This is a genomic window from Rhodoferax saidenbachensis (assembly GCF_001955715.1).
Lineage (GTDB): Bacteria > Pseudomonadota > Gammaproteobacteria > Burkholderiales > Burkholderiaceae_C > Allorhodoferax > Allorhodoferax saidenbachensis.
In genome coordinates, this window is the sequence record NZ_CP019239.1 from 618,431 (window position 1) to 643,580 (window position 25,150).

General features: G+C 59.4%; 28 protein-coding genes. 26 read left to right on the forward strand and 2 right to left on the reverse strand.

Translation table 11 applies throughout. The features are described from left to right. Window positions 1–4 precede the first annotated feature (4 nt). The 11 genes from RS694_RS02940 (at window position 5) to RS694_RS02990 (ending at window position 10,507) form a co-directional block, all read left to right on the forward strand. Window positions 5–613: an HAD family hydrolase gene (locus RS694_RS02940; protein ID WP_029708073.1), complete on the forward strand. Its 609-nt coding sequence runs from the start codon at window positions 5–7 to the stop codon at window positions 611–613. After that, window positions 610–1,626, forward strand: a complete 1,017-nt coding sequence (locus tag RS694_RS02945; protein ID WP_051391920.1) for an aminoglycoside phosphotransferase family protein — start codon at window positions 610–612, stop codon at window positions 1,624–1,626. The genes RS694_RS02940 and RS694_RS02945 overlap by 4 nt, the downstream gene beginning before the upstream one ends. Window positions 1,627–1,628: 2 nt before the next feature. After that, window positions 1,629–2,300: a class I SAM-dependent methyltransferase gene (locus tag RS694_RS02950; RefSeq protein ID WP_029708071.1), complete on the forward strand. Its 672-nt coding sequence runs from the start codon at window positions 1,629–1,631 to the stop codon at window positions 2,298–2,300. 7 nt (window positions 2,301–2,307) lie between these two features. Further along, window positions 2,308–3,360, forward strand: a complete 1,053-nt coding sequence (locus RS694_RS02955) for a zinc-binding dehydrogenase (protein WP_029708070.1) — start codon at window positions 2,308–2,310, stop codon at window positions 3,358–3,360. Window positions 3,361–3,389: 29 nt separating this feature from the next. After that, complete coding sequence (locus RS694_RS02960) at window positions 3,390–4,073, forward strand: class I SAM-dependent methyltransferase (RefSeq protein WP_029708069.1); 684 nt, start codon at window positions 3,390–3,392, stop codon at window positions 4,071–4,073. Between the two features lie 10 nt (window positions 4,074–4,083). Beyond that, on the forward strand, window positions 4,084–4,923 hold the full coding sequence (locus RS694_RS02965; RefSeq protein WP_029708068.1) for a sugar nucleotide-binding protein: 840 nt from the start codon (window positions 4,084–4,086) through the stop codon (window positions 4,921–4,923). Between the two features lie 46 nt (window positions 4,924–4,969). Further along, on the forward strand, window positions 4,970–5,749 hold the full coding sequence (locus tag RS694_RS02970; protein WP_029708067.1) for a phytanoyl-CoA dioxygenase family protein: 780 nt from the start codon (window positions 4,970–4,972) through the stop codon (window positions 5,747–5,749). Further along, window positions 5,746–6,912 (forward strand): class I SAM-dependent methyltransferase, encoded by a 1,167-nt coding sequence (locus RS694_RS02975; RefSeq protein WP_081708643.1) that lies wholly within the window; start codon window positions 5,746–5,748, stop codon window positions 6,910–6,912. The genes RS694_RS02970 and RS694_RS02975 overlap by 4 nt, the downstream gene beginning before the upstream one ends. A 68-nt stretch (window positions 6,913–6,980) precedes the next feature. Continuing rightward, a complete protein-coding gene (locus tag RS694_RS02980) occupies window positions 6,981–8,483 on the forward strand; it encodes a PfkB family carbohydrate kinase (RefSeq protein WP_241464044.1) in 1,503 nt (500 codons plus the stop codon). Then, complete coding sequence (locus tag RS694_RS02985; protein WP_029708064.1) at window positions 8,480–9,175, forward strand: nucleotidyltransferase family protein; 696 nt, start codon at window positions 8,480–8,482, stop codon at window positions 9,173–9,175. Before RS694_RS02980 ends, RS694_RS02985 begins: the two co-directional genes overlap by 4 nt. Before the next feature lie 72 nt (window positions 9,176–9,247). Continuing rightward, window positions 9,248–10,507 carry an FkbM family methyltransferase gene (locus RS694_RS02990; protein ID WP_029708063.1) on the forward strand — a complete coding sequence of 420 codons (1,260 nt, stop codon included), beginning with the start codon at window positions 9,248–9,250 and terminating at the stop codon, window positions 10,505–10,507. A gap of 38 nt (window positions 10,508–10,545) precedes the next feature. Here the strand turns inward: RS694_RS02990 and RS694_RS02995 are convergent, their stop codons facing one another. Further along, window positions 10,546–12,408, reverse strand: coding sequence for a glycosyltransferase family 61 protein (locus RS694_RS02995; RefSeq protein ID WP_076069315.1), 1,863 nt, complete (start codon window positions 12,406–12,408; stop codon window positions 10,546–10,548). 181 nt (window positions 12,409–12,589) lie between these two features. Between RS694_RS02995 and RS694_RS03000 the strand changes: the two genes are divergently transcribed. Genes RS694_RS03000 through RS694_RS03010 form a run of 3 tightly spaced genes read left to right on the forward strand, consistent with a single transcriptional unit; the run spans window position 12,590 to window position 14,654 of the window. Further along, the gene (locus RS694_RS03000; RefSeq protein WP_029708061.1) at window positions 12,590–13,117 is read left to right on the forward strand and encodes a GNAT family N-acetyltransferase; all 528 of its coding nucleotides are present in this window, start codon (window positions 12,590–12,592) and stop codon (window positions 13,115–13,117) included. A 35-nt stretch (window positions 13,118–13,152) separates the two neighbouring features. Then, window positions 13,153–13,563 carry a sugar 3,4-ketoisomerase gene (locus tag RS694_RS03005; protein WP_029708060.1) on the forward strand — a complete coding sequence of 137 codons (411 nt, stop codon included), beginning with the start codon at window positions 13,153–13,155 and terminating at the stop codon, window positions 13,561–13,563. After that, the gene (locus RS694_RS03010) at window positions 13,560–14,654 is read left to right on the forward strand and encodes a DegT/DnrJ/EryC1/StrS family aminotransferase (protein ID WP_029708059.1); all 1,095 of its coding nucleotides are present in this window, start codon (window positions 13,560–13,562) and stop codon (window positions 14,652–14,654) included. Before RS694_RS03005 ends, RS694_RS03010 begins: the two co-directional genes overlap by 4 nt. Before the next feature lie 79 nt (window positions 14,655–14,733). On the opposite strand, the gene fliE is transcribed toward RS694_RS03010, so the two are convergent. Next, window positions 14,734–15,051, reverse strand: coding sequence for a flagellar hook-basal body complex protein FliE (gene fliE / locus RS694_RS03015; protein WP_029708058.1), 318 nt, complete (start codon window positions 15,049–15,051; stop codon window positions 14,734–14,736). Window positions 15,052–15,223: 172 nt separating this feature from the next. On the opposite strand from fliE, the gene fliF reads away from it, so the two are divergent. The 12 genes from fliF (at window position 15,224) to fliQ (ending at window position 25,150) form a co-directional block, all read left to right on the forward strand. Continuing rightward, window positions 15,224–16,903 (forward strand): flagellar basal-body MS-ring/collar protein FliF, encoded by a 1,680-nt coding sequence (gene fliF, locus RS694_RS03020; RefSeq protein WP_029708057.1) that lies wholly within the window; start codon window positions 15,224–15,226, stop codon window positions 16,901–16,903. A gap of 21 nt (window positions 16,904–16,924) precedes the next feature. After that, window positions 16,925–17,926, forward strand: coding sequence for a flagellar motor switch protein FliG (fliG, locus tag RS694_RS03025; RefSeq protein ID WP_029708056.1), 1,002 nt, complete (start codon window positions 16,925–16,927; stop codon window positions 17,924–17,926). Beyond that, complete coding sequence (locus RS694_RS03030) at window positions 17,926–18,636, forward strand: FliH/SctL family protein (RefSeq protein ID WP_029708055.1); 711 nt, start codon at window positions 17,926–17,928, stop codon at window positions 18,634–18,636. The genes fliG and RS694_RS03030 overlap by 1 nt, the downstream gene beginning before the upstream one ends. Continuing rightward, the gene (gene fliI / locus RS694_RS03035) at window positions 18,623–20,035 is read left to right on the forward strand and encodes a flagellar protein export ATPase FliI (protein WP_029708054.1); all 1,413 of its coding nucleotides are present in this window, start codon (window positions 18,623–18,625) and stop codon (window positions 20,033–20,035) included. The genes RS694_RS03030 and fliI overlap by 14 nt, the downstream gene beginning before the upstream one ends. Continuing rightward, a complete protein-coding gene (locus tag RS694_RS03040; RefSeq protein WP_029708053.1) occupies window positions 20,028–20,501 on the forward strand; it encodes a flagellar export protein FliJ in 474 nt (157 codons plus the stop codon). The genes fliI and RS694_RS03040 overlap by 8 nt, the downstream gene beginning before the upstream one ends. Beyond that, the gene (locus RS694_RS20740; protein ID WP_241464042.1) at window positions 20,491–21,603 is read left to right on the forward strand and encodes a flagellar hook-length control protein FliK; all 1,113 of its coding nucleotides are present in this window, start codon (window positions 20,491–20,493) and stop codon (window positions 21,601–21,603) included. Before RS694_RS03040 ends, RS694_RS20740 begins: the two co-directional genes overlap by 11 nt. A 115-nt stretch (window positions 21,604–21,718) precedes the next feature. After that, on the forward strand, window positions 21,719–22,291 hold the full coding sequence (locus tag RS694_RS03050) for a flagellar basal body-associated FliL family protein (protein WP_029708049.1): 573 nt from the start codon (window positions 21,719–21,721) through the stop codon (window positions 22,289–22,291). Between the two features lie 21 nt (window positions 22,292–22,312). Further along, complete coding sequence (gene fliM / locus RS694_RS03055; protein WP_029708048.1) at window positions 22,313–23,317, forward strand: flagellar motor switch protein FliM; 1,005 nt, start codon at window positions 22,313–22,315, stop codon at window positions 23,315–23,317. Continuing rightward, complete coding sequence (gene fliN, locus RS694_RS03060; protein WP_029708046.1) at window positions 23,307–23,756, forward strand: flagellar motor switch protein FliN; 450 nt, start codon at window positions 23,307–23,309, stop codon at window positions 23,754–23,756. The genes fliM and fliN overlap by 11 nt, the downstream gene beginning before the upstream one ends. Before the next feature lie 4 nt (window positions 23,757–23,760). Then, window positions 23,761–24,075, forward strand: coding sequence for a FliO/MopB family protein (locus RS694_RS03065; RefSeq protein ID WP_051391918.1), 315 nt, complete (start codon window positions 23,761–23,763; stop codon window positions 24,073–24,075). 52 nt (window positions 24,076–24,127) lie between these two features. Next, window positions 24,128–24,868, forward strand: coding sequence for a flagellar type III secretion system pore protein FliP (fliP, locus tag RS694_RS03070; protein WP_029708043.1), 741 nt, complete (start codon window positions 24,128–24,130; stop codon window positions 24,866–24,868). 12 nt (window positions 24,869–24,880) lie between these two features. Beyond that, window positions 24,881–25,150, forward strand: coding sequence for a flagellar biosynthesis protein FliQ (gene fliQ, locus RS694_RS03075; RefSeq protein ID WP_029708042.1), 270 nt, complete (start codon window positions 24,881–24,883; stop codon window positions 25,148–25,150).

The following is a 25,150-nucleotide window of genomic DNA, read 5'->3' on the forward strand; positions in this document are numbered from 1 at the left end:
GTTCATGCGCATCGGTATCGATTTCGACAACACCATCGTCAGTTACGACGCGCTGTTTTACAAGGTTGCACGCGAACAGGATGTGGTGCCAGCGGATACGCCGGTCAATAAGGTTGCAGTGCGTGACTACCTGCGTCAGGTTGGCAAGGAAGATGTGTGGACTGCCATGCAGGGCTACGTCTACGGTGCCCGCATGGACGAGGCGATAGCCTACCCCGGCGTGCTGGAATTTCTGTTCCAGGCCGGCCAAGCCGGCCACACACTGGCCATCGTCAGCCACAAGACCAAGCATCCTTTTCTGGGGCCGCAGTACGACCTGCATGCTGCAGCCCGCGCCTGGGTGGAGCAGCATCTGCACCGCGATGGCGTGCCGTTGGTGGCCGCCGACAGTGTGTTCTTTGAATTGACCAAGGACGCCAAATTGCAGCGCGCTACCCAGTGGGGCTGCGAGCTGTTCATCGATGACCTGCCCGAAATCCTGCTGGCACCGGGCTTCCCCACCGGTGCGCGGCGCGTGCTCTTTGATCCCGAGTCCCACCACCACCCCGCAGATGTGCCGGGATGTCAGGTGGTGCAGTCCTGGGCGGAACTAGGTCAATTGGTCGCGCTATGAGCGTGCAGCCCGACATGGACGCGCGCATTGCCAAGCTGCTGGCAGCTATGCCAGTCGGTGCGGTGCGTTCTGTGGCGGCCTGCGCCAGCAGCGGCAACAACCGTACTTACAAGGTGCAGACCGAACACCGTACGCTGGCCGTCAAGCAATACTTTCGCCACGGTGACGATACGCGTGACCGTCTTGGCACTGAGTTTGGCTTCCTGTCTTTCGCCGCACAGGCGGCTCCCGGTTGTGCGCCGGCCCCACTGTCAATGGACTGCGAAGAGTCGCTGGCGGCCTATGAATTTGTCGAAGGGCGTGCGCTGGCGGCCGCTGAGCTGCAATGGACGCACGTGCAAGCGGCTATCGATTTCTTTCTCGCGTTGAATACACCGCAGGCGCGGTTGCTGGCCAAGGACTTGCCGCCAGCTTCCGAAGCCTGTTTCTCCGTTGCCGGACACCTGGAGTTGGTGGGGCGCCGCGTAGCTGGCTTGGCCGCAGGTATCCCCGATACCGTAGATAACTCTGCTGCGGTGGCATTGGTGCAGCAACTCAAGACCTACTGGGATGCACTGGCTTCCCGGGTGCTGGAGTCGGCGGTGGCACCCGATGTGCTGTTGGCGCCAGCGCAACGTTGTCTTTCCCCGTCGGATTTTGGTTTTCACAACGCGCTGCTGCAAGCAGACCAGCGCTTGCGTTTTCTGGACTTTGAATACGCCGGCTGGGACGACCCGGCCAAACTGGTCGGGGATTTCTTTGCGCAGCTGGCGGTGCCCGTGCCAGCAGAATATTTCGATCGTTTTGTCGCCGCCATTGCCGCTGCGTTTACCGACCCCCAGGCAGTCATTGCCCGTGCCAATCTGTTGCGCCCGGTCTATCAGGTCAAGTGGTGCTGCATTGCCTTGAACGTCTTTTTACCGACGCATCTGGCGCGCCGCCAGTTTGCAAATCCCGGCATGGACAAAGCGATTTTGCAACGCCGGCAGGTCGCCAAGGCCCAATCCATTTTTCAATCCTTACCTACTCTGTAGCCATGTCCTATATCGATTTCATGTCGGTGGTGCACAAAAGCACCCAGCGCGACTACCTGGCCCGCGTCAACGAACCCGAGTACCCCAAGGCCAAGGCGGCCGAGCTGGCCAAGCAATGGGCCTTCGACTACTGGGACGGCGACCGGCGCATCAACTACGGCGGCTATCGCTACATGGAAGGGCGCTGGGAGAAGGTGGCCCGCGTCATGGCCGAGCACTACGGCATCAAGGCTGGCGACAAAATTCTGGACATTGGTTGCGGCAAGGGCTTCCTGCTGTACGACTTCACCAAGGTCGTGCCCGGTGTGGAGGTCTATGGCATCGACATTTCCGAATACGCGATTGCCAATTCCAAGGAGGAGGTCAAAGACCGCCTGCAGGTTGCCAACGCGACCGCACTGCCTTTCCCGGATCAACATTTCGATTTCGTCTTCAGCCTGAACGCGTTGCACAACCTGCACAACTATGACCTGGACAAGGCGCTGCGCGAGATGGAGCGCGTGGGCAAAAAGAACAAGTACCTGTGCGTGGAGTCCTACCGCAATGAGGTCGAGAAAGCGAACCTGCTGTACTGGCAAGTCACCTGCGAGGCCTTCTGTACGCCCCAGGAGTGGGAGTGGTGGTTCAAGCAAACGGGCTACAGTGGCGACCACTCCTTCATCTATTTCGAGTGAGCACGCCATGAGCATTCCCAAAACCATGAAGGCTGCCATCCTGGTGGAGCAGCACAAACCACTGGTCGTTGATGAGGTCGAACTGCCGTCCAGCCTGGATGTGGGGCAGGTGTTGGTCAAGGTGCACTACAGCGGTATTTGCGGCTCGCAGATCGGCGAGATCGACGGTGCCAAGGGCGAAGACAAGTTTCTGCCGCATTTGCTCGGGCATGAAGCCTCGGGCAGCGTGGTCGCGACCGGGCCGGGCGTCAAGCACGTCAAGGAGGGCGATACCGTGGTGATGCATTGGCGCAAGGGTCTGGGTATCGAAGGCGCGCCGCCACAATACCGTTGGCGTGGCCAAAAGCTCAATGCAGGCTGGATTGCCACCTTCAATGAATACGCCATCGTGGCGGAAAATCGCCTGACCTCCATCCCCACCGATAGCAATTTGCAGGTGGCGGCGCTGTTCGGTTGCGCGGTGACGACGGGTTTTGGCGTCATTGAAAACAATGCCAAGGTGCGTATCGGTGAATCGGTCGTGGTGTTCGGCGCCGGCGGTGTGGGCCTGAATATCGTGCAGGCGGCAGCGCTGGTGGGGGCCTATCCGGTGATCGCCGTCGACGTGTTCGACAACCGGCTGGCCTTGGCCAAGGAGATGGGCGCCACCCATTGCATCAACGCCAAAACGCAGGACGCGCAAAAGGCGATCGAGGCCATTGTTGGCAACCAAGGGCTGGATGTGTTCATCGACAACACGGGCCAGCCCACCATCATGGAACTCGGCTACCAGATCACCAAGGCCCAGGGCCGGGTGACACTGGTGGGTGTGCCGCGCAAGGGCAACAACATCGGCATCTTCTCCTTGCCATTGCACTTCGGCAAAGTGTTGTCGGGCTCGCATGGCGGTGAGTCCGTGCCACACGAAGACATACCGCGTTACCAGAACCTGTTCAACGCTGGACGCATCAAGCTCAACGAGCTGTTGACCGAGGTGCTGCCGTTGGACGATATCAATACCGCCATAGACCATATGCGCTCCGGCCAGGCCAGCGGACGCTGCCTGATCCGCATGGATTGACATTGCCATATTCCCCACGAGGTAACGCCATGATTCCGCACGAGATGACCAAGGAACCCCAGTACGAACTGCTCTACCAGGTGGTGGAGCAGCATGGGATTGCCAGCTTTGGCCTGATGGCCAATGAGTCCTGGAACCAGGACCCCAAGAGAACCCTGTTCACCCTGGCGCGCTACAAATTCGTGGCCAAGCTGCTCAGCGGCAAGAAATCGGTGCTCGAGGTCGGCTGTGCCGATGCATTCGGCACAAGGCTGGTTCAACAGGAGGTCGGCCATGTGACCGCAGTCGACTTCGACCCAGTGTTCATCAAGGACGCACAGTCGCGTGCGAACAAGAATTGGCCTCTGACGCTAAAGGTGCAGGACATGCTGGCCGGGCCAGTGCCCGGCACCTTTGACGCCGCCTATTCGCTGGACGTGTTGGAGCACATTCAGCCGCAGGACGAGGCGGCCTTCATGCGCAATTTTTGCGCATCCGTCTCGATTGATGCACCTGTGATCATTGGTATGCCATCGCTGGAATCCCAAGCCCATGCTTCGCCGCAGAGCAAGGCTGGCCATGTTAATTGCAAGACGGGCAAGGTGTTCAAGAGTGATCTGGAGCAGTATTTCCAGAATGTGTTTGTCTTCTCGATGAATGACGAAGTGGTGCACACCGGTTACTACCCGATGGCGCACTACTTGCTGGCGCTGTGCTGCGGCAAGCGCACCTGAGAAGTTGCGCATGAAGCTGCCCGGCAAGGTACTGGTAGTCGGGGCCGATGGGGCCATTGGTGCCGCGCTGGCATCCGCCTTGCCGCGGGCCAGCGTACTGGGCACCAGCCGCAGGCCGGATTCTGGGTGGTTGCCGCTGGACTTGGGCATGCCCATTAACACTGCAATACTGCCCGACGCGCAAACGGTTTTCCTGTGCGCAGGTATCAATGGTTTTTCAGCATGCGATGCAGACCCGGCCCTGGCCGCCCGTGTGAATGTGGAGTCCACGCTGGCCGTTGGCGTCCACTATCTGCGGCGTGGAGCCCATGTTGTCTTTCTGTCGTCCACAGCGGTCTTCGGCGCGCGTGCGGATGCCCCGGATGAAGTGACCCCGGTGTCGCCTGATACCTCCTACGGTGCCTTCAAATGCGCCAGTGAGGTTGCCCTGCACGCGGCAGCCCGCAGCACACCCGGACCGTGCACCATCGTGCGACTGACCAAGGTGTTGTCCAGCCAAACCCCTTTGCTGCAGAAGTGGCGCAGCGAGGCGACTGTCGATGCTTTTACAGACAGCATGGTGTGCCCGGTGTCGCTGCCTTTTGTCATACAAGGTCTGCTGCAGATCGCACAGCGCCGGGCCGCGGGGTGCTTTCATCTGGCAGGTGCGCAAACCCTGTCCTACGCCGCCTTGGCGCAGGCGTTGGTGCAGCAAGGCCAGCTGGCCAACGCCGTGGTGCGGGAAACAGGCCAGGGAAGCCGGGAGAGTTCAGGCGTTCAGGCACAGTGTGTTTCCTTGACAATGCCCCAAACTTCACAGAAGTTGGGAATCCGCGCGCAGACCCTTGAGGACTGTCTGCAAGACCTGTAGAGGTGCGTGTGGGCTCCGTCCCCGTTACAACCGTGGTATTTGTTGCATGAATGCAGTCCTGTCCGAAGTCTTTGAGGCGCCTGGCTATTCCAATGCGCTCACCATTCCCGGTGACGAGCTGGAGTGTTTTCGTCGCGCCATCAGCCGGCAGTGGCTGGGTGCGATCCAGCGCGCTTACCCACAACATGCAGACCAGTTCGAAGCACGTGGTATTGCCCGCTACCACGAACTCGCGCATCTGGTGGACCACAGCCGCCTGTGGAACAAATCCAATCGGTGCCTGCCGCAGGAAGATGTGCAGGCGCTGAAGAAACTTAACTTCATGACCGATCTCCAGCAGGAATTCGGCGAGTTTTCTCTCTCCAGCGTGGCCTATGACAACGAAATTGTGGAAGGCCAGGAGGAAATTTATTGGCGCCTCGTACGTCCTCATCAGGCGGGTGATGTCGGCCCGCTGCATGCCGATAAATGGTTCCATGAAATGCTCGGTTTGCAAGGGCGGGCCATGGGCCAGAACAGTTATACGCTCAAGGTATGGACACCGATTTATTGCGAACCCGGCAAGAACGGCTTGCTGCTCGTCCCGAACTCCCACAAGCGCAATTGGAAGCACAGCACCACGCTGGTCAATGGGGTGCCCAAACCCGTATTTGAAGACCAGGCCGACCCCGTCCTGGTGCCCACGCCGCCTGGGAACATGCTGATTTTCCCGGAAGAGACTTTGCACGGTGGTGCGGTGAATCAGGGCAATGAGACCCGTGTGAGTTGTGAAATTACCCTGGTGTTCAAGCACAACCCCGCATTGATGGGGGCTGGACAGGCATGACTGCAGGGCGTTCGTCTTGTCAGGTCTGTGCGCAAGAACAGTTGCAGGAAGTAGAGCGTTTTGCCGCTTTGCCGCGTATCACTTCGGACTGCAGGGCCTATTCGGCAGGCGGGCACCTCTACGTCTGTCGTGCCTGTGGTGCCGTGCAAAAACTGCCAGATACCGCTTGGCTGGAGGAGATAACGGGTATCTATGCCGATTACCAAGCGTATTACCAGGCCGGTGGTGACGAGCAGATCGTTTTTGACCGTGGTACGGGCAAGCCGCGACGTAGAAGTGACGTCCTGGTGGAGCAACTGGCCGCGAGCAAGCTCCTGCCGGATACGGGGCGGGCTCTGGATGTAGGGTGCGGAAATGGCGCTACTTTGACCGCTTTGAGTGCTGCGATGCCCGATTGGGGCCTGAATGGCTTTGAATTGGGTGATAGCACCTTGCCGCGGCTGCAAAAAATCCCCCGTTTTCAGCAGCTCTACACAGGTGAACTGGGCGCGGTGGATGCAAGCTTTGATCTGGTGAGCATGGTGCACGCCCTGGAGCATTTCCCGACACCACACCAGACCTTGCGCGAATTGCAGCCCGCGGTGGGCTCTGGCAGCCTGTTCATCGAAGTGTGCAATGTGGAAGAAAACCCTTTTGACATTCTGGTGGCGGATCATCTGATGCACTTCAGTCCGGATACCTTGGCGCTGCTTTTGCGGCGCGCGGGATTTGCCACCCAACTGGTCAGTACCGAATGGGTCGCCAAAGAAATTTCTCTGCTGGCACAGGCAGATACCAGCGGGCAGGGCGACGCGCAACTGACGCGGGCCGACTACGCTGCGCAAACCTATGGCCGCATTTCTGCCTATGTGGACTGGTTGCATGGTTTGCATACGGCGGCCCATGCCCTTGCTGTCAGTGGGCAAACCTTTGGCGTGTTTGGAACCTCCATTGCTGCCACGTGGCTGGGTGCACAGCTCGCAGACCAAGTGTCCTTTTATGTGGACGAAGACAGCAGCCGGATTGGGCGTGAGCACCTGGGTCGCCCCATCGTCAGTCCTGCCGATGTGCCCCGTGACGCGGTGGTGTACCTGGCTTTATCGCCCCGCATTGCCACCGATATTGCGAAGCGCCTGGCTGGAATGCCGTTCCGCTTCGCTATGCCGCCGGCGCTTCTGGCGTAACTGCATGCGGTGCCCAGGGCTTGTCCAACGGAAACAAAAATGCAGCAACAAACATGCGTGGAGCAGATGTGAAACCTGAAGCGGGTAGCGACAACCTATCGATAGACGGCGTACTGGCAGACATCCGACGCAAGGCGGGTGCCGACAGCGCGATTGTTTTTGTATCGGGCAACTTCAATGTGCTGCACCCTGGTCACCTGCGGGTGCTGAACTTCGCGGCCGACTGCGGTGACTTCCTGGTGGTGGGTGTGACGGATGACACCAGCCCCGGGGCCATCGTGGAGCAGAACCTGCGCCTGCAGGGAGTGCAGTCGATTGGCATCGTCGACTATGCCTTCATCCTGACAGAGCCGGTCGAGGACTTTCTGGGCAAGTTGCAGCCCCACATCGTGGTGAAAGGCAAGGAACACGAGGTTCAGGACAACCCGGAGCAGGCGGCTGTCGACAGCTACGGCGGCAAGCTGCTTTTCAGCTCTGGTGAGGTGCGATTTTCCTCCCTGGATTTGCTGCAGAAAGAGTTGCGCGGTGCACCTACTTCCACCATTCGCAAGCCGGCAGAGTTTGCCAGGCGGCACCAGATAGAGGGCAAGGCATTGGTGCCACTGGTCGAGTCTTTCGCATCCCTGCGTGTGGTGGTGCTGGGTGATTTGATCGTGGACGAATACGTGACCTGTGATGCCTTGGGCATGTCGCAGGAAGACCCCACCATCGTTGTCACCCCGATCAAGGAAGACCTCTTTGTGGGCGGTGCCGGTATTGTTGCGGCGCACGCTGCGGGGCTGGGTGCGCATGTTTCGTATTTCGGAGTCTGTGGCAAGGACAAGGCCGCGGAGTTCGCTTTCCAGACCCTGGAAGGCTACGGCGTCAAAACCGAGCTGGTGGTGGACGAAAGCCGGCCGACCACGCTGAAGCAGCGCTTTCGCGCCCACGGCAAGACCTTGCTGCGCGTCAGCCACCTGCGTCAACACGGCATCAGCCTGGATCTTGCGGGTGAGTTGTTGTCCCGCATGGAAGCAGAGCTGGCGCAGGCGGACCTGGTGATCTTCTCGGACTTCAACTACGGTTGTTTGCCGCAGACCCTGGTGGACGAAGTGGTTGCCCGCTGCACCCGGTTGGGTGTGCCCATGGTGGCGGACAGCCAGTCCTCGTCGCAAATTGGTGACGTGTCGCGGTTCAAAGGCATGCTTCTGATTACGCCCACTGAGCATGAAGCCCGTTTGGCCATGCGCGACACGACCTCGGGCCTGGTGGTGCTGGCCGAACGTCTGCGCCGCGAAGCGACTGCCGGCTATGTATTCATCACGCTGGGTGCCGAAGGTGTGCTGGTGCAGTCCACGCAAGGCGTCAAGAACGGATTGGAGACAGACCAGTTGCCCGCACTGAACATGACGGTCAAGGACGTTTCTGGCGCTGGTGACTGCATGCTGACCTCGGCCGCCATGGCGCTGGTTGCGGGTGCCAATATCTGGGAAAGTGCCTTTGTGGGTTCGGTGGCGGCCGCCTGCCAGGTCGGCCGTGTGGGCAATTTGCCCCTGAGCGCCAAAGAGCTCAAAGAGGAGTTGGCCCGGTGAAAGCCATCCTGCTGGCTGCGGGCCTGGGAACCCGCTTGCGGCCCGTGACCAACACCACGCCCAAGTGTCTGGTGCCCATCCACGGCAAACCGTTGTTGGGGTATTGGCTGGACCTGTTGCTGCAAAGCGGCACGACAGATCAGGTGCTGATCAACACCCACTACCTGCCGGATGCCGTGCGCCAGTACGTGGCGGCATCGCCCTGGAACGCCGCTGTACGGCTGGTGCATGAAGACACATTGCTGGGTACGGGCGGCACCGTACTCCAGAACCGTGGTTTCCTGGGCGATCAGGCTTTCATGCTGGTGCATGCGGACAACCTGACACGTTTCGATCCTGCTGCGTTCATTGCCGCGCATACGAATCGCCCCGCGGGAACCGAACTCACCATGATGACTTTCGACACCGATGCCCCGCAGACTTGCGGCATTGTCGAGCTGGATGCGCGTGGTGTGGTGCAGGCTTTTCATGAGAAACAGCCCAACCCGCCAGGGCGCCGGGCCAATGCGGCGGTGTACATCTTCGAGCCCTCGGTGGTGGACTACATCGTCAGCCTGAATCGTGAGGTCTGCGACATCAGCACCGAGGTATTGCCGCATTTCTTGGGGCGAATGAATACCTTTCACAACGCCGACTACCACCGCGACATCGGAAACCTCGAAAGTTTGGCGTTGGCAGAGCGCGAGTATTAATGGCCAGATCGGGCCACCAGGACACCAACGGCATGCAATGCATGCCGTGAACAAACGAAAGCAGGGCAAACCATGGCAGACACAGATTTCCAGTTCCATTACCACCACGTGGGTGGGCGCGGCGGCAATCTGCCATTTGAAGAGGGCCCCATGCGTGTGCCCAAACAGTTTTATCCGGATATCCAGCTGCATTTGTATGACGCGGACCCCGATTGCGAAAAACAACTGGCGGGCAAAGGGTTTGCCTGCCCCACGCAGGTGCACACCAAGGCGCTGTGGAGCGAGAAGGGCAACAAAACCCTTTACGTGTACTACGACCCGCATGCAAGCTCGTTCTTGCGAGCCAACCCAGCGATGGCAAAGCACTACCGCTGGCAACCGCAATGTGGGGATTTCGAGCTGGGCACCATGCTGCGACCCGTCAAGAACATCCCCATGGCGGTTGAGTCACTGGATGCACATGTCGCCGAGTCCAAAGTACGCGTGGATTTTCTCAGTCTGGATACACAAGGCGCCGAGCTGGACATTCTGAAAGGGGCTTTGCAAACCTGCTCCGACTCGGTGGTTGGCGTCATGGCAGAGATTTCACTGGATCCGCTGTACGAGGGACAAGGACTGTTCACCACCCTGACTGACCACCTGCGCACCCTGCATTTCAGCCTGGTGACCGTGAACTGGAACGAGTTGGGCAGTTACCGGGCGCCGTTGGGCTTCCGGAGCAAGAGTTGCCCCATTGATGGAGACGCTTACTACATCAAGGATGCGGTAGCCGTCTCGTACCACCCCGAGCCGTATCGGGATCTCATGAAGCTGGCTTTCCTGTCGCTCACCTTTGGCCTGTTGGAGCGATGCATGGAAGCGCTGGTCTTGGCGAAAGACCTGCAGTCTGATTTCTCGGGCCCCGTCCCGTCGTATGTGACCATGTTGCAGGAGTTGCTGCGTGCCTTTGAAGCCACGCCCAAGGTCTTTCCTGTCACCTTGCAGGACTTTTATGGGCGCCCGAACGAGCAGGTCCACCTCACGGTGGAGGTCATCCGGGCCCGCTATTTCTCGGCCATGCCTGTGGAGTTGCGCCAGCCGCACTTGGTGAACCTGATCACGCTGGCCGCTACGGCCCAGACGCCGGTGGAAGGGTTTCTGGCCGCATCGGGTTTTGAGGCATTGGCCGCTGAAGTGACAGAGCGCCGGATCAAGGAAGCCATGCACACCTTGCAATACATCGGCGTTCCAATTGCGAAACAGGATGGCCGAACCATCTACAACGCGGCCGTAGAGCCAGAAATACGCGCCATTCCCTACACGGGCGCGAGCACATCCAGCCAGGGCGCCTAGCCCACTGTGATCGGACGGCTGGCGCGGGAAGTGGGCGCTCAGCTGTCCATCATTTGGCTGAATACCGCCTTGAAGTCGGCCATGTCGATGGAATGGTTGTCATGCGACATGTCCAGCGAGGTGTCGGTGCGAAGCCGCCCGTGTTGCGGCGGGCAATACGTTGGCGTGGCATAAAACTTTCCACTGATGACTTGTGTGGCGGCGCTGATCGTCAGATCGTGGCCGGTGTTCTTGGTGTTGCGGATGTCCAGCACCTTGCACGCGGGGTTGATGTACACCGTGTTGGACATGTTGGAGCCGTGGGCGCCAATGATCACTTTGGCGTGGTGGGCCATCGCGATTTGTTCGGCGACGCTGAACGCAGACCACTCCACGATCTGGAACCCGTAAGGCTTCAGGAACTCCAGTACCTCGGACTCGTTGGTAATCTCCCGTGAGCGGCCGTCTTTTCTGCTGATGTAGTAGAGACCGCTTTCATAACCCGCAGGCACTTTTGCCGCGTGTTTGAGAAACTTGCTGCGTAACCAGTGGATGGCCGCAGGACTGTGGGGGGCCGTGCCGAAATGGGTGGGGTAAATCGCCTGCTTCAAATGCAGGGAAACCGAGTCATTGGAGAAGACCAGCCGGTTCTTCTTGAGCCCCAGCATCTCCATGTATTCAAACTGGTAGCGCCGGATGAAGGGATTCATCACAATGGGCAGATCCGCCAGTTCGGGGTACTCATCCAGGTACCAGAAGCGGGTGAGGCACCCCACCAGCCAATGGTGGTAGATATAGGTGTCCGGCCACATGGCCACGATGTGGGGTTCGCTCAGGTGTACCGATGGGGAGAAGACGCCCGCCATGGTGAGCCACTGGAATTGTTCGGTGGTCGCAACGGCCTTGCGCAGGATGGGCTCGTAAGGCGGGAGCAGGTCCTTAAGTGCCGCCACACCGGCGTGACCGATTCCGAAGGACTGTTCCAGCAGCTCATTGTTGCGCGAGTAGATGTAGCCTCGGACGCCAGACACCCTGACATTCCGCAGGCTGGCAATCAGATGGGGCTCGGTGGACTCCGTGTCCTTGTAGGGTGGGAAATGCAGGCGGGTGTAATCTTCCTGCACCTCGGGGGACTGGCTGGCAATGTTGACTGGCAGTTGATTGGCAAAGGCTTGTCTGTCGCCGTGTTTGCGGTAGCCGGAGACGCCTGTTTCTATGCACTTGAGAAAGGCCGCGCGGTCCCATATCTCGTCGGTAGTCGCAGGGATGGAGCCGTAGCGCACGGGTTCCACAGTGCCCGCAATCGGCGCTGCGAGGCGGGGCAAGGTCCAGCCCTCGGGTGTCGCGATCCAGACGTTGGCCGTAAATGTGAGGTGCAGGCGCTGTGCTGCGGCCGCGCTCTCAATGGTGCGGAACTTGGCGGTGTCCCACCCGTGCATGCCAAACGTCCAGACCTTCGCCTGGCCCAGGGTGCGGCCAGCCGCGAGCCATTCCAGCAAGGGGGCGTCGGATACGGCGGGGTCCAGCAGGATGGCATCAACCTTGGTCTCGTGCTGCGTCAGCATGGTTGCCAGGGTATTGGTGTCCAACTGCGCATAACACCAGGTGACCGTCAGCCCCTCGGGCAGAGTCAACGAGCTCGGTAATGGGCCGGCACCGTCCAAGATCAGCGCAAGAATGCGGCAGGGGAGAGCACCCGCTTGGGCGGCCAGTTCGGCGATCTCCTGCAGTCTGCGCGGATCGGCCTGCTGTTGTACACACAGCACAAAACCGGGCCGCGTGGCCCCCAGCATCTCTGCCAAAGCGCCCCGCTCACCGGTGGACAGGGCCGCCTCTGTTGGCAAAGGGTTTGCCGCACTCGGCTGGTGCGTGATGTGTGCACTGGACGCGGCAATGGCGTCAAAAAGAGTCGCGGTACTCATGATTTTTATAAGCGGAGGCTGGTTGGGTGGTGCGCTTGTATTGTGTGGGCGCCATGCAGGCTTAAACCCGCAAATTGTGAGGGAAACGGGGGCTTTTGTAAGAGCCGCACGCCGCCAATACCGGCTACGCTAGCGGGTATCTGCACCCTGTACTTCTACTCTGGGTGTTTGGAATGTGACCATGACCTTGCCAAAGCAGACCCTGACGGGGAAAAGCATCAACCTGCGCGCCGTAACGGTGGGGGATGCGGCTTTCATTTTGAAACTGCGCCTGGATGCCACGCTCAATACACACCTGAGTGCTACTGATCCGGATGTTCACAAGCAGGTCACCTGGATAGAACAGCACCCCTGGGGACAAGGCCAGTATTACTGCATTGTGGAAGACAAGAATGCCAACGCCGTGGGCACGGTGCGTTTGTACGACTTTCAGGGGGACTCTTTTTGCTGGGGCAGCTGGATCCTGCTGCCCGAAGCGCCCCGCAAGGCCGCCATAGAGTCTGCCCTGCTGGTGTACGAATTCGGTTTTTACCAACTCGGGTTTCTGCGCTCACACTTTGATGTGCGCAAACAAAACACGCGGGTCATCGACTTCCACCAGCGCCTTGGCGCCAAAATTGTCCGCGAGTCTGCGCTGGATTACTTTTTCAGCTACAGCCGCGAAGACTACGAAGCCATCAAAGAGCGTTATCAAAGCTTCTTGCCTTAGCATTCAACCGAAACCACCGACCTCAAGGCCCACGGATGAATATTGACCGCTGTCAGATTCTTGACCTCCCCAAAATCCACGATCCGCGTGGCAACCTGACTTTCATCGAATCAAATAACCAAATTCCGTTTGCGATCGAACGGGTGTACTACCTGTACGACGTGCCAGGCGGTTCCGAACGCGGCGGGCATGCGCACAAGGAACTGCACCAGCTCATCATCGCCATGTCGGGTAGTTTTGACGTGGTGCTGGACGATGGCAAGGAAAAGAAGCGGGTGCATCTGAACCGCTCATACAGCGGCCTTTACGTCTGCCCCATGATCTGGCGCGAGCTGGACAACTTCTCCTCCGGTGCGGTGTGTATGGTCCTGGCGTCCAACACCTACTCCGAGGACGACTATTACCGCGATTACGCGGAATTCATGCGGACCAGGTGGGGCGCATGATCGAGTTCCTGAATCTCAAGCGGGTCAACGCACCGCACGAAGCGGCCATTCAAGATGCCATCCAGCGGGTCCTGGCGTCGGGCTGGTACATCCTCGGGCAAGAGACAGAGGCTTTCGAGCGCGAGTTTGCGGCCTACTGCGGTGCGGCGCACTGCATCAGCGTGGCCAACGGGCTCGATGCTTTACAGCTTATCTTGCGCGGCTATGGCATTGGGCCGGGCGACGAGGTCATCGTGCCGTCGAACACCTTTATTGCGACCTGGCTGGCGGTCAGCCAGGTGGGTGCCACGCCAGTTCCCGTGGAGCCCGATCCGCTGACCCACAACCTGGACCCGGCGCGCATTGCCGCCGCCGTCACCCAACGCACCCGCGCCATCATGCCGGTACACCTGTTCGGGCAGCCCGCGGATATGGATGCCATCCAGCAGATCGCAGACCAGCATGGACTGCGGGTGATTGAAGATGCCGCGCAGGCCCATGGTGCCCGTTACAAGGGGCGGCGCACCGGTGCGCTGGGCGATGCCGCGGCTTTCAGCTTTTACCCTGGCAAAAACCTGGGTGCTTTGGGGGATGGTGGCGCTATCACCACCAACGATGCGGACCTGGCAGCCCGCTTGCGCAAGCTGCGCAACTACGGCTCCAGTGTGAAGTACCAACACGACGTTGCAGGCATCAACTCCCGGCTCGACGAGCTGCAGGCTGCGGTGTTGCGGGCCAAATTGAAACATCTGGATGCCGAAAATGACGCCCGACGCGCTGTGGCCGCGCAGTACCTGGCCGCGCTGGCAGGCACACCGCTGGTTTTGCCCCAGGTGTTGCCCGGCGCGGAACCGGTCTGGCATCTGTTTGTGGTGGGTTCGACCCAGCGGGATCGGCTGCAGGCCGGGTTGCTGAAAGAGGGGGTTGGCACCATCGTGCATTACCCCAAGGCCTGCCACCTGCAAGGCGCCTACGCCTCGGGCGTCTGGCCCGCACTGCCGATTGCCGAGCGGCTGCAGGATGCGGTGCTGAGCCTGCCCATGGCGCCCTATCTCACGGCGGACGATGTCCAGGCAGTGAGTGCTGCGGTCCGTAAATCGCTATCTATTTAGTAGCTGCTTGCACATATCCCATGCGGGCTAGGGCTATTTTTCGCTTATAAATTCGGGTGTCGCGGAAGTTGCCTGGCGTCTAGACCTGCATGTTCATGATGTCCGTATACGCCTGCACCATGCGGTTGCGCACATGCAGCGTAGCCTGGAAGCCGATCTGCGCCTTCTGAATCGCCACCATGGTTTCTTCCAGGGAAACCTTGGGGTTCTCCATCTGAACTTCCTGTTGCAGGCGGGTGGCTTCGTTTTGGGACGCACTGACGGATTCAAGGGCGCTCTTGAATGCGCTGGAGAACCCGCCGCCTACGCCTTCTGCCCCTGCCGATGTCGTCGCGCGCGCACCCTGACCGGGGCGAATCGCGGTGGGCATTGACACTGGGGTGAGCTTGAGGTCCATGGCAGTCTTTCAGTCGAAGCAGGTTGGCGCAATCCTATTGCGCCCCTCCAGTGGCTATTATTTTGAATTGGTGGGCAATTGCAGTGCTTTTCGCCCTAATGTTTTCGGGGGTGGGTCGAATAATCAGTCCAATTCGTGAGGCGAACCGCGCCCCACTGCATCGGAAACCAAGATGTCAGCAGTTGCCACCATTCCTGTAAACCCGACCATTGGTCAGCGATTTGCCGGGCTCGACCAGCGCCAGCGCCTGCGCTTGGCCTTGGGCGTCGCGCTTTTTGTGGCCATCGCGGTGGTGGGGCTGGTGATGGGGCGCCAATCCGAATGGCGTGTGCTGTACTCCAATCTGGCCGACAAAGACGGCGGTGCCGTGATCGCCCAACTCACCACGCTGAACGTCCCCTACAAGTACACAGAAGGCGGTGGCTCGATTCTGGTTCCGGCTGAACGTGTGCATGACGTGCGGCTCAAGCTGGCGTCGCTGGGTTTGCCCAAGGGATCGGTCAGTGGGTTCGAGATGATGGAGTCCAACCGTTTTGGCATGACCCAGTTCCAGGAGCGGCTGACGTTCCAGCGCGGCCTGGAGGGGGAGTTGACGCGGTCCATTCAGGCGCTGTCGTCCGTGTCGAGCGCGCGCGTGCATTTGGCCTTGCCCAATCAGAATGGTTTCTTTCGGGAGCAGCAAAAGCCTTCCGCATCTGTGTTGCTGAGCCTGCATCCCGGTCGCACGCTGGACCGCACCCAACTGGCAGGCATTGTTCACCTGGTCGCTTCTAGCGTGCCCGAAATGAACCCGTCTGCGGTGAGCGTGCTGGATGACACGGGCAAGTTGCTTTCCAACACGGACAATGCGGGCGGTGCGGATGCTGAGCAACTGCAGTACGTGCAGCAAATCGAGCAGATCTACAGCCGGCGCATTCTGGACATTCTGGAGCCCATCGTGGGCAAGCAAAACATCAAGGCCCAGGTAACGGCCGAACTGGACTTTTCGCAAACCGAGTCCACCACCGAGTCCCACAAACCGAACCAGACACCGGACAGCGGCGCTGTGCGCAGCCAGCAAATGGTGGAAAGCATCAATGGGGTCACCCCCACACCGCCCGCCGGCGTCCCTGGTGCCACGACCAACCAGCCTCCGGCCCAGCCTTCTGCGCCGATCAACGGACAGGCGCAGCCACTGGCCGCCAACGGACAGACGGGATCGGGCGCAGCCGCCAACGGCAGCTCCAAGAAAGAATCCATCATCAACTATGAGGTGGACAAGACGGTGCGCGTGGTCAAGGGTGCGACGGGTGTCGTCAAGCGCATCAATGCCGCCGTGGTGGTGAACAACCAGAGTGTCACCGACGACAAGGGCAAGACCACCAGCGTGCCCCTCACCGAGGCACAGATCGAGAAAATGACGGCGCTGGTACGCGAAACCGTGGGTTTCAACAAGGACCGTGGCGACTCCGTCAACCTGATGAACGCACCGTTTGCGCTAGAAAAGAGCGAAGGCGATGGTATTCCGCTGTGGCGCCAGCCCGAAATTGTGGACATTGCCCGCAGCTTTGCCTGGCCGCTGGGAACCCTTGCACTGGCTGCCCTGGTGCTGCTGGGGGTTATCCGCCCGGTCATGAAAACTATCGCCCAGCCGCCCATCATTGCGTCAGACCTTGACGAAAACAACCGCCTGGATGCGCTGGAAGGCGAAACACCGGAGCGTCCCCAGTTGGGTGGCCCTGCCAGTGCTGACACTGCGCAAGCCACGGCTGCCGAGCTTCGCCTGGAAGACGCCCGTAAATTGACGCGTGACAACCCCGCTGCAGTGGCCAATATTGTCAAGACATGGATCAACGGAGAGGCACCGGCGTAACGACCGGAGCAAAATAGCACCATGGCACAAGACGATGGACTCCAAGACGCGGCAATTCTGATGATGTCACTCGGTGAAGCCGAGGCATCCGAGGTATTCAAGCACCTGTCACCCAAAGAGGTGCAGAAGCTGGGTGAGGCCATTGCCAAGACCACCCAGGTCACACGTGAGCGTGTGGACGAGGTGGTCGTCAAATTCACGGGTATCGCAGCATCCCAGAGCCTGCTGGTCTCCAATTCGGGCGACTATGTTCGTTCCGTACTGAAGCTGGCACTGGGCGATGACAAGGCCGCGCTGCTCATTGACCGCATCCTGCAAGGCGGCGATGTTTCCGGCATTGAAAGCCTGAAGTGGATGGACCCGCTTTCCGTGGCCGAACTGCTGCGCAACGAACACCCGCAAATTGTGGCGGCAATTCTGGTGCACCTGGAGTACGACCAGGCGGCTGACGTGCTGAAAAACCTGACCGAGCGCCAGCGCAATGAGGTGATGCTGCGTGTGGCCACCATGGAAGGTATCCAGCCTACAGCCCTGAAGGACCTGAACGAAGTGCTGTTCAAGGTACTGGCCGGTGGCGACAAGATACGCAAGGCCTCTTTGGGCGGTATCAAGACGGCGGCCGAAATGATCAATCTGATGGGCACCGCGATCGAGGGCACCGTCATTGAGTCGATTCGCAGCCACGATGCGGACCTGGCCCAGAAGATCATGGACAAGATGTTTGTGTTTGACGACGTCATCAAGCTGGACGACAAGGCGATCCAGATGGTTCTCAAGGAAGTGTCGTCCGATGTGCTGATCGTCGCGCTCAAAGGCGCCCAGCCCGAACTCAAGGAAAAGATTTTGGCGAACATGTCTTCGCGTGCGGCGGCCACCCTGCGGGAAGACCTGGAGTCGCGTGGTCCCATGCGTCTGTCCGAAGTGGAGGCGCAGCAGAAGGAAATTCTCAAGACAGTGCGTCGTCTGGCAGACGAAGGACAGATTGTTATTGGCGGCGGAGGTGGCGACGACGCCATGGTTTGATGACACGCGCACACTCACGTTTTATCTCCGGGCCCGAACTTGGCACTGTTGTCGACTGGGACTTTGGTGCAGTAGACCAGGGCTCTCTGCGCTTTGCCGCCAAGCTCAAGGCACAGGCTGAGGCCGAAGAGCAGGCGAGGGCGGTTGCGACCCGACAGGCTGGCTTTGCCGATGGACATGCCAAGGGTTACGCAGAAGGCTACGAGCAAGGGCATGCCCAGGCCACCCTCGAAGGGCAGCGGCAAATCAACGAATACATCAGCACCCAGGGCGAGGCAGCTGCACGCACGTTTGCGCAATTGTTTGAGTCTGCAAGTTCCCAGATTGCGGACGCCGAGCAGACCATGGCCCAGGGCGTGCTGGAGTTGGCCTGCGAGCTGGCCCGCCAGGTCTTGCGGCACGAGTTTTCGGCCAATCCCAATGCGCTGCAACCCGTCGTTCGAGAGGCGCTCAGCACCCTGACCGTGGACAACAAAGCCGCAGTGGTACGCCTGAACCCTGTCGATCTGGATGTGTTGGCAGAAGTTTTGCCGCAGGAATTCCCCGGTTTGGCACTTACCCTGGTGCCGGATGCCGCCATGACCCGCGGCGGTTGCCTGGTGGAATCTGCTGGCACCGTGGTGGACGGCACGGTGGAAAAGCGCTGGCTGCGTGCCGTCTCCAGTCTGGGGTTGGAGTCGTCCTGGGAGGCGCCTGATGCTCACGACTGAGTCTCCGCGCAAATGGCAGACCTACTTTGACCGGGCCCGCAGCAGCGTGGCGCGTGAGAGCACGCTGGAAGTGCGGGGAACCTTGACGCGTCTGGCGGGGCTGGTGTTGGAAGCCAAAGGCATCCAGGTACCTGTCGGGTCGCAATGTGTGGTCACCATGAAGTCCCGGCCCTCCGTTTTGGCGGAAGTGGTGGGGTTCTCTGGCGACCGCGCATTCCTGATGCCTGCCGGTGATGTTTATGGATTGTCGAGCGGTGCAGGTGTTGCTGCGGCGCCCGCCTATGTTCCGGTTCCCCGGCTTGGCGATGAATCACCCGTGGAAGACATGGCCGACTCGGGCATGTTGCGCCTGCCTCTGGGGGAAGGTTTATTGGGGCGTGTCGTGGATTCACAAGGCACGCCGATGGACCGTTTGGGCCCGATTGCCGATGTTAGTTCGCTGCCCCTGAATCGCAAACCTATCAACGCCATGGACCGGGACCCGGTGCGCGAGCCCCTCGATACCGGTGTGCGTGCCATCAATGCCTTGTTGACCGTCGGGCGCGGGCAGCGCATAGGGCTGTTTGCCGGTTCTGGCGTCGGCAAGAGTGTGCTGCTGGGCATGATGGCCCGCTACACGCAGGCCGATGTCATCGTGGTCGGGTTGATCGGTGAGCGGGGTCGAGAAGTTAAAGAATTCATTGAAGACATTCTGGGCGCAGAAGGCCGGGCGCGTTCTGTTGTGGTGGCAGCCCCCGCCGATGCCCCGCCACTCCTGCGCATGCAGGGTGCAGCGTATGCGACGGCCATTGCCGAGAGCTTCCGGGACAAGGGTAAACACGTTTTACTGCTGATGGATTCGCTGACACGCTATGCCATGGCCCAACGCGAGATTGCGCTGGCCATTGGGGAGCCGCCGGCCACCAAAGGTTATCCGCCCTCCTGTTTTGCCAAGTTGCCCCAATTGGTGGAGCGCAGCGGCAATGGTTTGCATGGTGTGGGGTCTATCACCGCTTTTTACACGGTGCTCACCGAAGGGGATGATCAGCAGGATCCGATTGCCGACGCGGCACGTGCCATTCTGGACGGGCACATCGTGCTGTCCCGCACCTTGGCGGAGTCGGGGCACTACCCTGCCATCGATGTGGAGCAGTCGGCATCCCGCGTGATGCACAACGTGGTCTCGCGCGAACATTTTGAGCTGGCCAGGCGTTTCCGGGCCATCTACTCCAAATATGAGAAAGGCCGTGATCTGGTGCAGATCGGCGCCTATGCGCAGGGCTCAGACCCTGCCATGGACGAGGCGATTGCGCTGCACGGCAGCATGGGCCAGTTCCTCCAGCAGGATATGTATGAGGCTGCGGCCATGGAAACTACGGTGAGCGGAATGGCGTCGGCAACGTCACGAGACCATGTCTGAGCTCCGAAGCATTCTGTTGGCGATTGGGTTGGCTGAAAGTCAGCGGGACGAGCTGGCGTTGGTCCAGGCCCGGGCCCAGCGCAGTCTGGATGCCGCACAAGAACAGATGCTGCAGTTGCAGGGGTACGCCAGTGACACAGACACTCGCTGGATTGGCGGTGCCTCCATCACGCGCTCGACAGAGTTGATACGCCATCACTACCAGTTCATGGAGCGGCTGCAGCAGGCCATTGAGATGCAGCGTGGTGTGCTGGTGAAACTGGCACAACAACTGGAGCTGGAGCGGCAGGCCGTATTGCAGGCGGAATTCCGCCTGTCCGGTTTGAACCAGATACTGAAAACGCGCAAGGCAGGCTTGTTATTGAAGCAAAGAAAGCGTGAACAGCAGCAGACGGATGAGTTCGCAGCACTGCAACATTCCAGAACGAAGGCATTGCGCCGGCAAGAGGATACCCATGACCATTGAAACAGGCCCAGCTCCTACCGCCCCCAAGGCCCCGACCTCCGAGGCTGGTGGCGCCAAGGGAAAAACGGCAAACAATCAGAATGGCGGGGGGGCTCCAGGAGGCTTCTCGGCCATTCTGGAAATGGTCGGAACCGATACTGCGCCCGAAGTCCCTTCCACCGCGGACGTAGCGACGGCAGAAGATCCAAAGGCAGATGTGCCACTGGATCCCGCCGCCTTGCTGGCGCAGGCCCTGCAAATCCAGGCGCCAGTGTCAGAGGAGTCAGTGGGTGCCCAGACGCCTCCCTCTGGTGCTGGTGGCCGTTTTGCGCGGCGTTCACCGGATGCTGCGTTGGCAGCAGGTGTCACACAAGCGGGTGACGGAGATGCTGCGCAAGGTGGGGCCACTGCATTGTTGGCAGGCCGCTCAAGTGGAACGGCCAAAGGCGTGCCAGGGGCCGCGACTCCCAGCGCATCTGCCGCCTCCCAAGGGCCAGCAGATGCAAAACCGCAGAAATTCGCGGGAGAGATGGAGGCGGCGCGCGTCCATCTCTCGGCGCCGGAAGCGCAGAGCGTCTTGCCGACCATCCTGCCAGGCACGGATAAGCCGGCACGTGAGCAATCACTCTTCAAAAATGAGTCAACAGAAAGCAAATTTTCGTTGTCTCTGGGCGCCGCTCCAACCGTAGAGACCACGTCGGGCGTATCCGCGGAGGGGGCGACCAGTGCAACCATGGGCGTTGCCGAGCAGGTGACCTATTGGATTTCACAGGACGTGCAGAAGGCGGAAATGATGCTGGATGGCGTCGGGGAAACACCTGTGGAGGTGAGCATCCGCATGAGTGGTAACGAGGCGCACGTGGCGTTCCGCACCGACGAATCACAAACTCGGGATGTTTTGCAGAATGCGACTGCCGAGTTGAAGGAGATGCTGGGCCGCGAAGGGCTGATGCTGGCGGGGGTCTCTGTGGGGGCATCTGGCACCGGCGACTCGGGTGGGCAGGACCGGAAATCCCGCCAGGGGGCAAAACAGGCTTTGGTGGAGGTCGCTCAGACCCCATCGGTCACGTCACGTGGGCCGGGCGTGGGCAGCTCCGGGCGGGCGGTGGATCTGTTTGTTTGAGCGGTTTGCGGAGCGTAATGCCGATTGGATATTGAATTCGCAATGCTTATAAGTCTTTTGGGTGGTTCGAATTCGCCAATAATGCTAGTTATTCTGCATATGTAAGGAACCTATTGTGTCTGCGAAACCTGAAGCTGCTGACGCCGGAAAGGCCCCTGCGAAGAGCAAGAAATTGCTGATCATCGTGGTTGTTGCACTGCTGGTCGTTGTTCTGGCTGGCGTGGCTGCGTTTGTGGTGATCAGCAAGCAGCGCGCCGCGGCAGATGAAGACGGCGGCGAAGCACCGGCTCCGAAGGCGGTTAGTCATTCCGCGCCGAAAACGCCTCCTGCCTATCTGCCTCTGGACAGCATGGTGGTGAACCTTGCTGACCCTGGTGGCGAACGCGTGGCTCAAATCGGCATCATTCTGGAGGTAGCAGATGCGCATGCCTCCGATACGGTCAAGGCCTATTTGCCGTCCATCCGCAGTGGAATCCTGCTTCTGGTGTCCCAAAAGACGGCAGAGGAACTGCTCAAACCAGAAGGAAAAGAGAAGCTGGCGGCAGACATCTTGCGTGAGGCGGCCGTGCCTTTTGGTGGCGGTGATGAGTCTGAGGATGAGGCGCCTTCCAAGAAAAAGAAGAAAAGGGCTGTGCACGTGGAATATCCGGTCGTTGGCGTGCTCTTTTCCAGTTTTATTGTTCAGTAGTTGGCTACCAGGTGACATTCCATGAGTGAGTCATTTCTTTCCCAGGAAGAGGTTGATGCCCTGCTAGAGGGCGTGACCGGCGAAAGTCAGAAGGCAGTAGAAGATACGGCCGAGCATGACGAAGTCCGGTCGTACAACATTTCCAGCCAGGAAAGAATCGTCCGTGGGCGCATGCCCACCATGGAAATCGTGAACGAACGGTTTGCGCGTAACTTGCGGGTGGGGTTATTCAATTACATCCGCCGCAGCCCTGAAATTTCGGTGGGGCCTGTATCGGTACAGCGTTACAGCGCATTTTTGCGCGAACTGGCGGTACCTACAAACTTCAACATCGTTGCCATACGGCCGTTACGGGGTAGTGGGCTGATCGTGTGTGAACCCGCTTTGGTGTTTGGTGTCATTGACACGCTGTATGGTGGTATCGGGAAGTTTCAAACCCGGATTGAAGGGCGCGATTTTTCGGCGACAGAGCAGCGGGTCATCAATCGTCTGGTGGATGTGATTACGGGCGAATACAAAAAGGCCTGGACCGGCATCTACCCGCTGGAGCTGGACTACCAGCGCTCTGAAATGCAGCCGCAGTTCGCCAATATCGCCACGCCCAGTGAAATTGTGATTTCCACCTCTTTCCAGTTGGAAATTGGGGATATTGCAGGCTCCATTCACTTCTGCTTTCCTTATTCCACGCTGGAACCTATCCGGGATGTGTTGTACTCCTCCACGCAGGGTGACTCTATTGAAGTGGACCGCCGGTGGGTGAATGTGCTCACCCGGGAAATTCAGGCGGCGGAAATTACGCTGGTAGCTGAGTTGGCCCGGGCCGATGCAACGGTGGAACAGCTGCTGGCTATGAAGAAGGGCGATTTCATTGAGTTGGAGCGCGAGCCCAAGATCCAGGCCACGGTAGATGGGGTCCCCATTTTCGAGTGCCACTATGGCACCCACAATGCCAAGTACGCAATACGGATAGACAAGGCCCTGCGCGGTCATGACCAGAACTGGTTGGGAGAACGAAATGGCATCTGAAGATAAACCGGACGAAGCAGCGGATGACGGCATGGCCGACTGGGCGGAGGCATTGCTGGAGCAGAAAGCAACGGATGCGGCCGGTGCAGAGGGTCAGCCAGGGGGCGTCTTGGCCGGAGATACTCCAAGGCCATTCTCATCCATGCCTGGCGGGGGCGGCGGTGACGGACCTGTCCATGACATCAATATGGTGCTGGACATCCCAGTTCAGTTGTCTGTCGAGCTGGGACGCACCAAGGTGCCCATCAAGCATATTCTGCAACTCGGGCAGGGGTCTGTGGTCGAATTGGATGCGTTGGCCGGTGAGCCCATGGATGTGTTGGTCAACGGGTATTTGATTGCACAAGGTGAGGTGGTGGTGGTGAACGACAAATTCGGCATTCGCCTGACGGACGTTGTCACACCCTCTGAGCGTTTGCGGCGGGTCAGCAAGAATTGATGACATGACGCAGTCGTTGATTTCCGTGGCGATTTTTATCGTACTCATTGCCTGTATTCCCTTCGCTGTCAAATGGACCCAACGCAGGATGGGTGCGCGAACAGGGGAGATTGGGGCGCAGTCCAGAATCATCTCTGCAGTCGCGGTTGGGCCTCACCAAAGGGTCGTTACGGTTGAGATAGGTCCAGAGGGGGAGCGGGTATGGCTCACTCTTGGGGTGACGGCACAGGCGATTCATTGCCTGCACAGTGGGCCAGCGGAGGCCCTCGCCAAAACAAACATGGTTGCGGCAATCGCTCCGGCTTCTTTGAAGCAGTGAAATGCGACACCTATTGGGTTTGCTGAAAGAGTTATGTGTGAATAGTGTTCGTATGCTGCGCCCAGTCTGGGTTGCAGGCGCTCTGTTGCTTTTGAATGGAATGGCGCTTGCGCAAGCGCCTGGGCAATTGCCGTTGTTGGTGGGTTCCGGTGAGTCGGGAATGAGTTTTTCCGTCCCGATTCAGACGCTGCTGTTCTTCACGGCGCTTTCATTTTTACCGGCTGTGATTTTGATGATGACGGGGTTCACCCGAATCGTTATTGTCTTGTCTCTGTTGCGCCAAGCGCTTGGTACGCAGTCTGCTCCGCCCAACCAGGTCATTGTTGGTCTGTCCTTGTTCTTGACCTTTTTTGTCATGGGGCCGACGCTGGACAAGGTCTATGCGGACGCGTACCAGCCGTACTCCCAAGGTGCCATCAGTTTTGAACAGGCCCTGCAGCGAGGGGAGAGTCCCGTGCGTGGGTTTATGGTCAAGCAGACGCGGCAGTCGGACTTCTCCTTGTTTGCCAAACTGGCCAAGCTGGCGCCTGACGTGAAAGCGGAGACTGCCCCCATGCGGGTGTTGGTGCCCGCATTTGTGATCAGTGAGCTGAAGTCCGCGTTTCAGATTGGGTTCATGATTTTTATCCCGTTCCTGGTGATCGATATTGTGGTGGCCAGTGTCTTGATGTCGCTGGGCATGATGATGTTGTCCCCGGTGTTGGTGGCATTGCCCTTCAAATTGATGCTCTTCGTATTGGCGGATGGATGGAACTTGCTGATCGGTTCTTTGGCCGCGAGTTTTGTTACGTAAGGAGTCTTCATCATGAACGCGCAAATGGTTCTGACGATGGGGCAAGAGGCTTTGCTGATGCTCCTTATGGTGTCTTCCCCTGTCTTGGGGGCGGCGCTGGTGGTCGGGCTGCTGGTCAGCCTGTTTCAGGCGGTGACCCAGATACATGAGGCAACATTAGCCTTTGTTCCCAAGCTGGTTGCAGTGATCGCCGTGTTTGCGATTGCGGGTCCCTGGATGCTGACCATGCTGGTTGAGTACATCCGACGCACCATTGAGGCCATCCCTGCCTCGGTGGTCTGA

What these genes read in the sequence shown, in the direction of transcription:
- fliF (WP_029708057.1), top strand. Translation starts at nt 15,224, where the DNA reads ATGTCAGCAGTTGCCACCATTCCTGTAAACCCGACCATTGGTCAGCGA.
- fliP (WP_029708043.1), top strand. Translation starts at nt 24,128, where the DNA reads ATGCTGCGCCCAGTCTGGGTTGCAGGCGCTCTGTTGCTTTTGAATGGA.
- RS694_RS02995 (WP_076069315.1), bottom strand. Translation starts at nt 12,408, where the DNA reads ATGAGTACCGCGACTCTTTTTGACGCCATTGCCGCGTCCAGTGCACAC.
- RS694_RS02950 (WP_029708071.1), top strand. Translation starts at nt 1,629, where the DNA reads ATGTCCTATATCGATTTCATGTCGGTGGTGCACAAAAGCACCCAGCGC.
- RS694_RS02975 (WP_081708643.1), top strand. Translation starts at nt 5,746, where the DNA reads ATGACTGCAGGGCGTTCGTCTTGTCAGGTCTGTGCGCAAGAACAGTTG.
- RS694_RS03030 (WP_029708055.1), top strand. Translation starts at nt 17,926, where the DNA reads ATGACACGCGCACACTCACGTTTTATCTCCGGGCCCGAACTTGGCACT.
- fliE (WP_029708058.1), bottom strand. Translation starts at nt 15,051, where the DNA reads ATGGACCTCAAGCTCACCCCAGTGTCAATGCCCACCGCGATTCGCCCC.
- RS694_RS02970 (WP_029708067.1), top strand. Translation starts at nt 4,970, where the DNA reads ATGAATGCAGTCCTGTCCGAAGTCTTTGAGGCGCCTGGCTATTCCAAT.
- RS694_RS03010 (WP_029708059.1), top strand. Translation starts at nt 13,560, where the DNA reads ATGATCGAGTTCCTGAATCTCAAGCGGGTCAACGCACCGCACGAAGCG.
- RS694_RS20740 (WP_241464042.1), top strand. Translation starts at nt 20,491, where the DNA reads ATGACCATTGAAACAGGCCCAGCTCCTACCGCCCCCAAGGCCCCGACC.
- RS694_RS02965 (WP_029708068.1), top strand. Translation starts at nt 4,084, where the DNA reads ATGAAGCTGCCCGGCAAGGTACTGGTAGTCGGGGCCGATGGGGCCATT.
- RS694_RS02990 (WP_029708063.1), top strand. Translation starts at nt 9,248, where the DNA reads ATGGCAGACACAGATTTCCAGTTCCATTACCACCACGTGGGTGGGCGC.
- fliI (WP_029708054.1), top strand. Translation starts at nt 18,623, where the DNA reads ATGCTCACGACTGAGTCTCCGCGCAAATGGCAGACCTACTTTGACCGG.
- fliM (WP_029708048.1), top strand. Translation starts at nt 22,313, where the DNA reads ATGAGTGAGTCATTTCTTTCCCAGGAAGAGGTTGATGCCCTGCTAGAG.
- fliG (WP_029708056.1), top strand. Translation starts at nt 16,925, where the DNA reads ATGGCACAAGACGATGGACTCCAAGACGCGGCAATTCTGATGATGTCA.
- RS694_RS02955 (WP_029708070.1), top strand. Translation starts at nt 2,308, where the DNA reads ATGAGCATTCCCAAAACCATGAAGGCTGCCATCCTGGTGGAGCAGCAC.
- RS694_RS03005 (WP_029708060.1), top strand. Translation starts at nt 13,153, where the DNA reads ATGAATATTGACCGCTGTCAGATTCTTGACCTCCCCAAAATCCACGAT.
- RS694_RS03065 (WP_051391918.1), top strand. Translation starts at nt 23,761, where the DNA reads ATGACGCAGTCGTTGATTTCCGTGGCGATTTTTATCGTACTCATTGCC.
- RS694_RS02945 (WP_051391920.1), top strand. Translation starts at nt 610, where the DNA reads ATGAGCGTGCAGCCCGACATGGACGCGCGCATTGCCAAGCTGCTGGCA.
- RS694_RS02940 (WP_029708073.1), top strand. Translation starts at nt 5, where the DNA reads ATGCGCATCGGTATCGATTTCGACAACACCATCGTCAGTTACGACGCG.
- fliN (WP_029708046.1), top strand. Translation starts at nt 23,307, where the DNA reads ATGGCATCTGAAGATAAACCGGACGAAGCAGCGGATGACGGCATGGCC.
- RS694_RS03000 (WP_029708061.1), top strand. Translation starts at nt 12,590, where the DNA reads ATGACCTTGCCAAAGCAGACCCTGACGGGGAAAAGCATCAACCTGCGC.
- fliQ (WP_029708042.1), top strand. Translation starts at nt 24,881, where the DNA reads ATGAACGCGCAAATGGTTCTGACGATGGGGCAAGAGGCTTTGCTGATG.
- RS694_RS03040 (WP_029708053.1), top strand. Translation starts at nt 20,028, where the DNA reads ATGTCTGAGCTCCGAAGCATTCTGTTGGCGATTGGGTTGGCTGAAAGT.
- RS694_RS02960 (WP_029708069.1), top strand. Translation starts at nt 3,390, where the DNA reads ATGATTCCGCACGAGATGACCAAGGAACCCCAGTACGAACTGCTCTAC.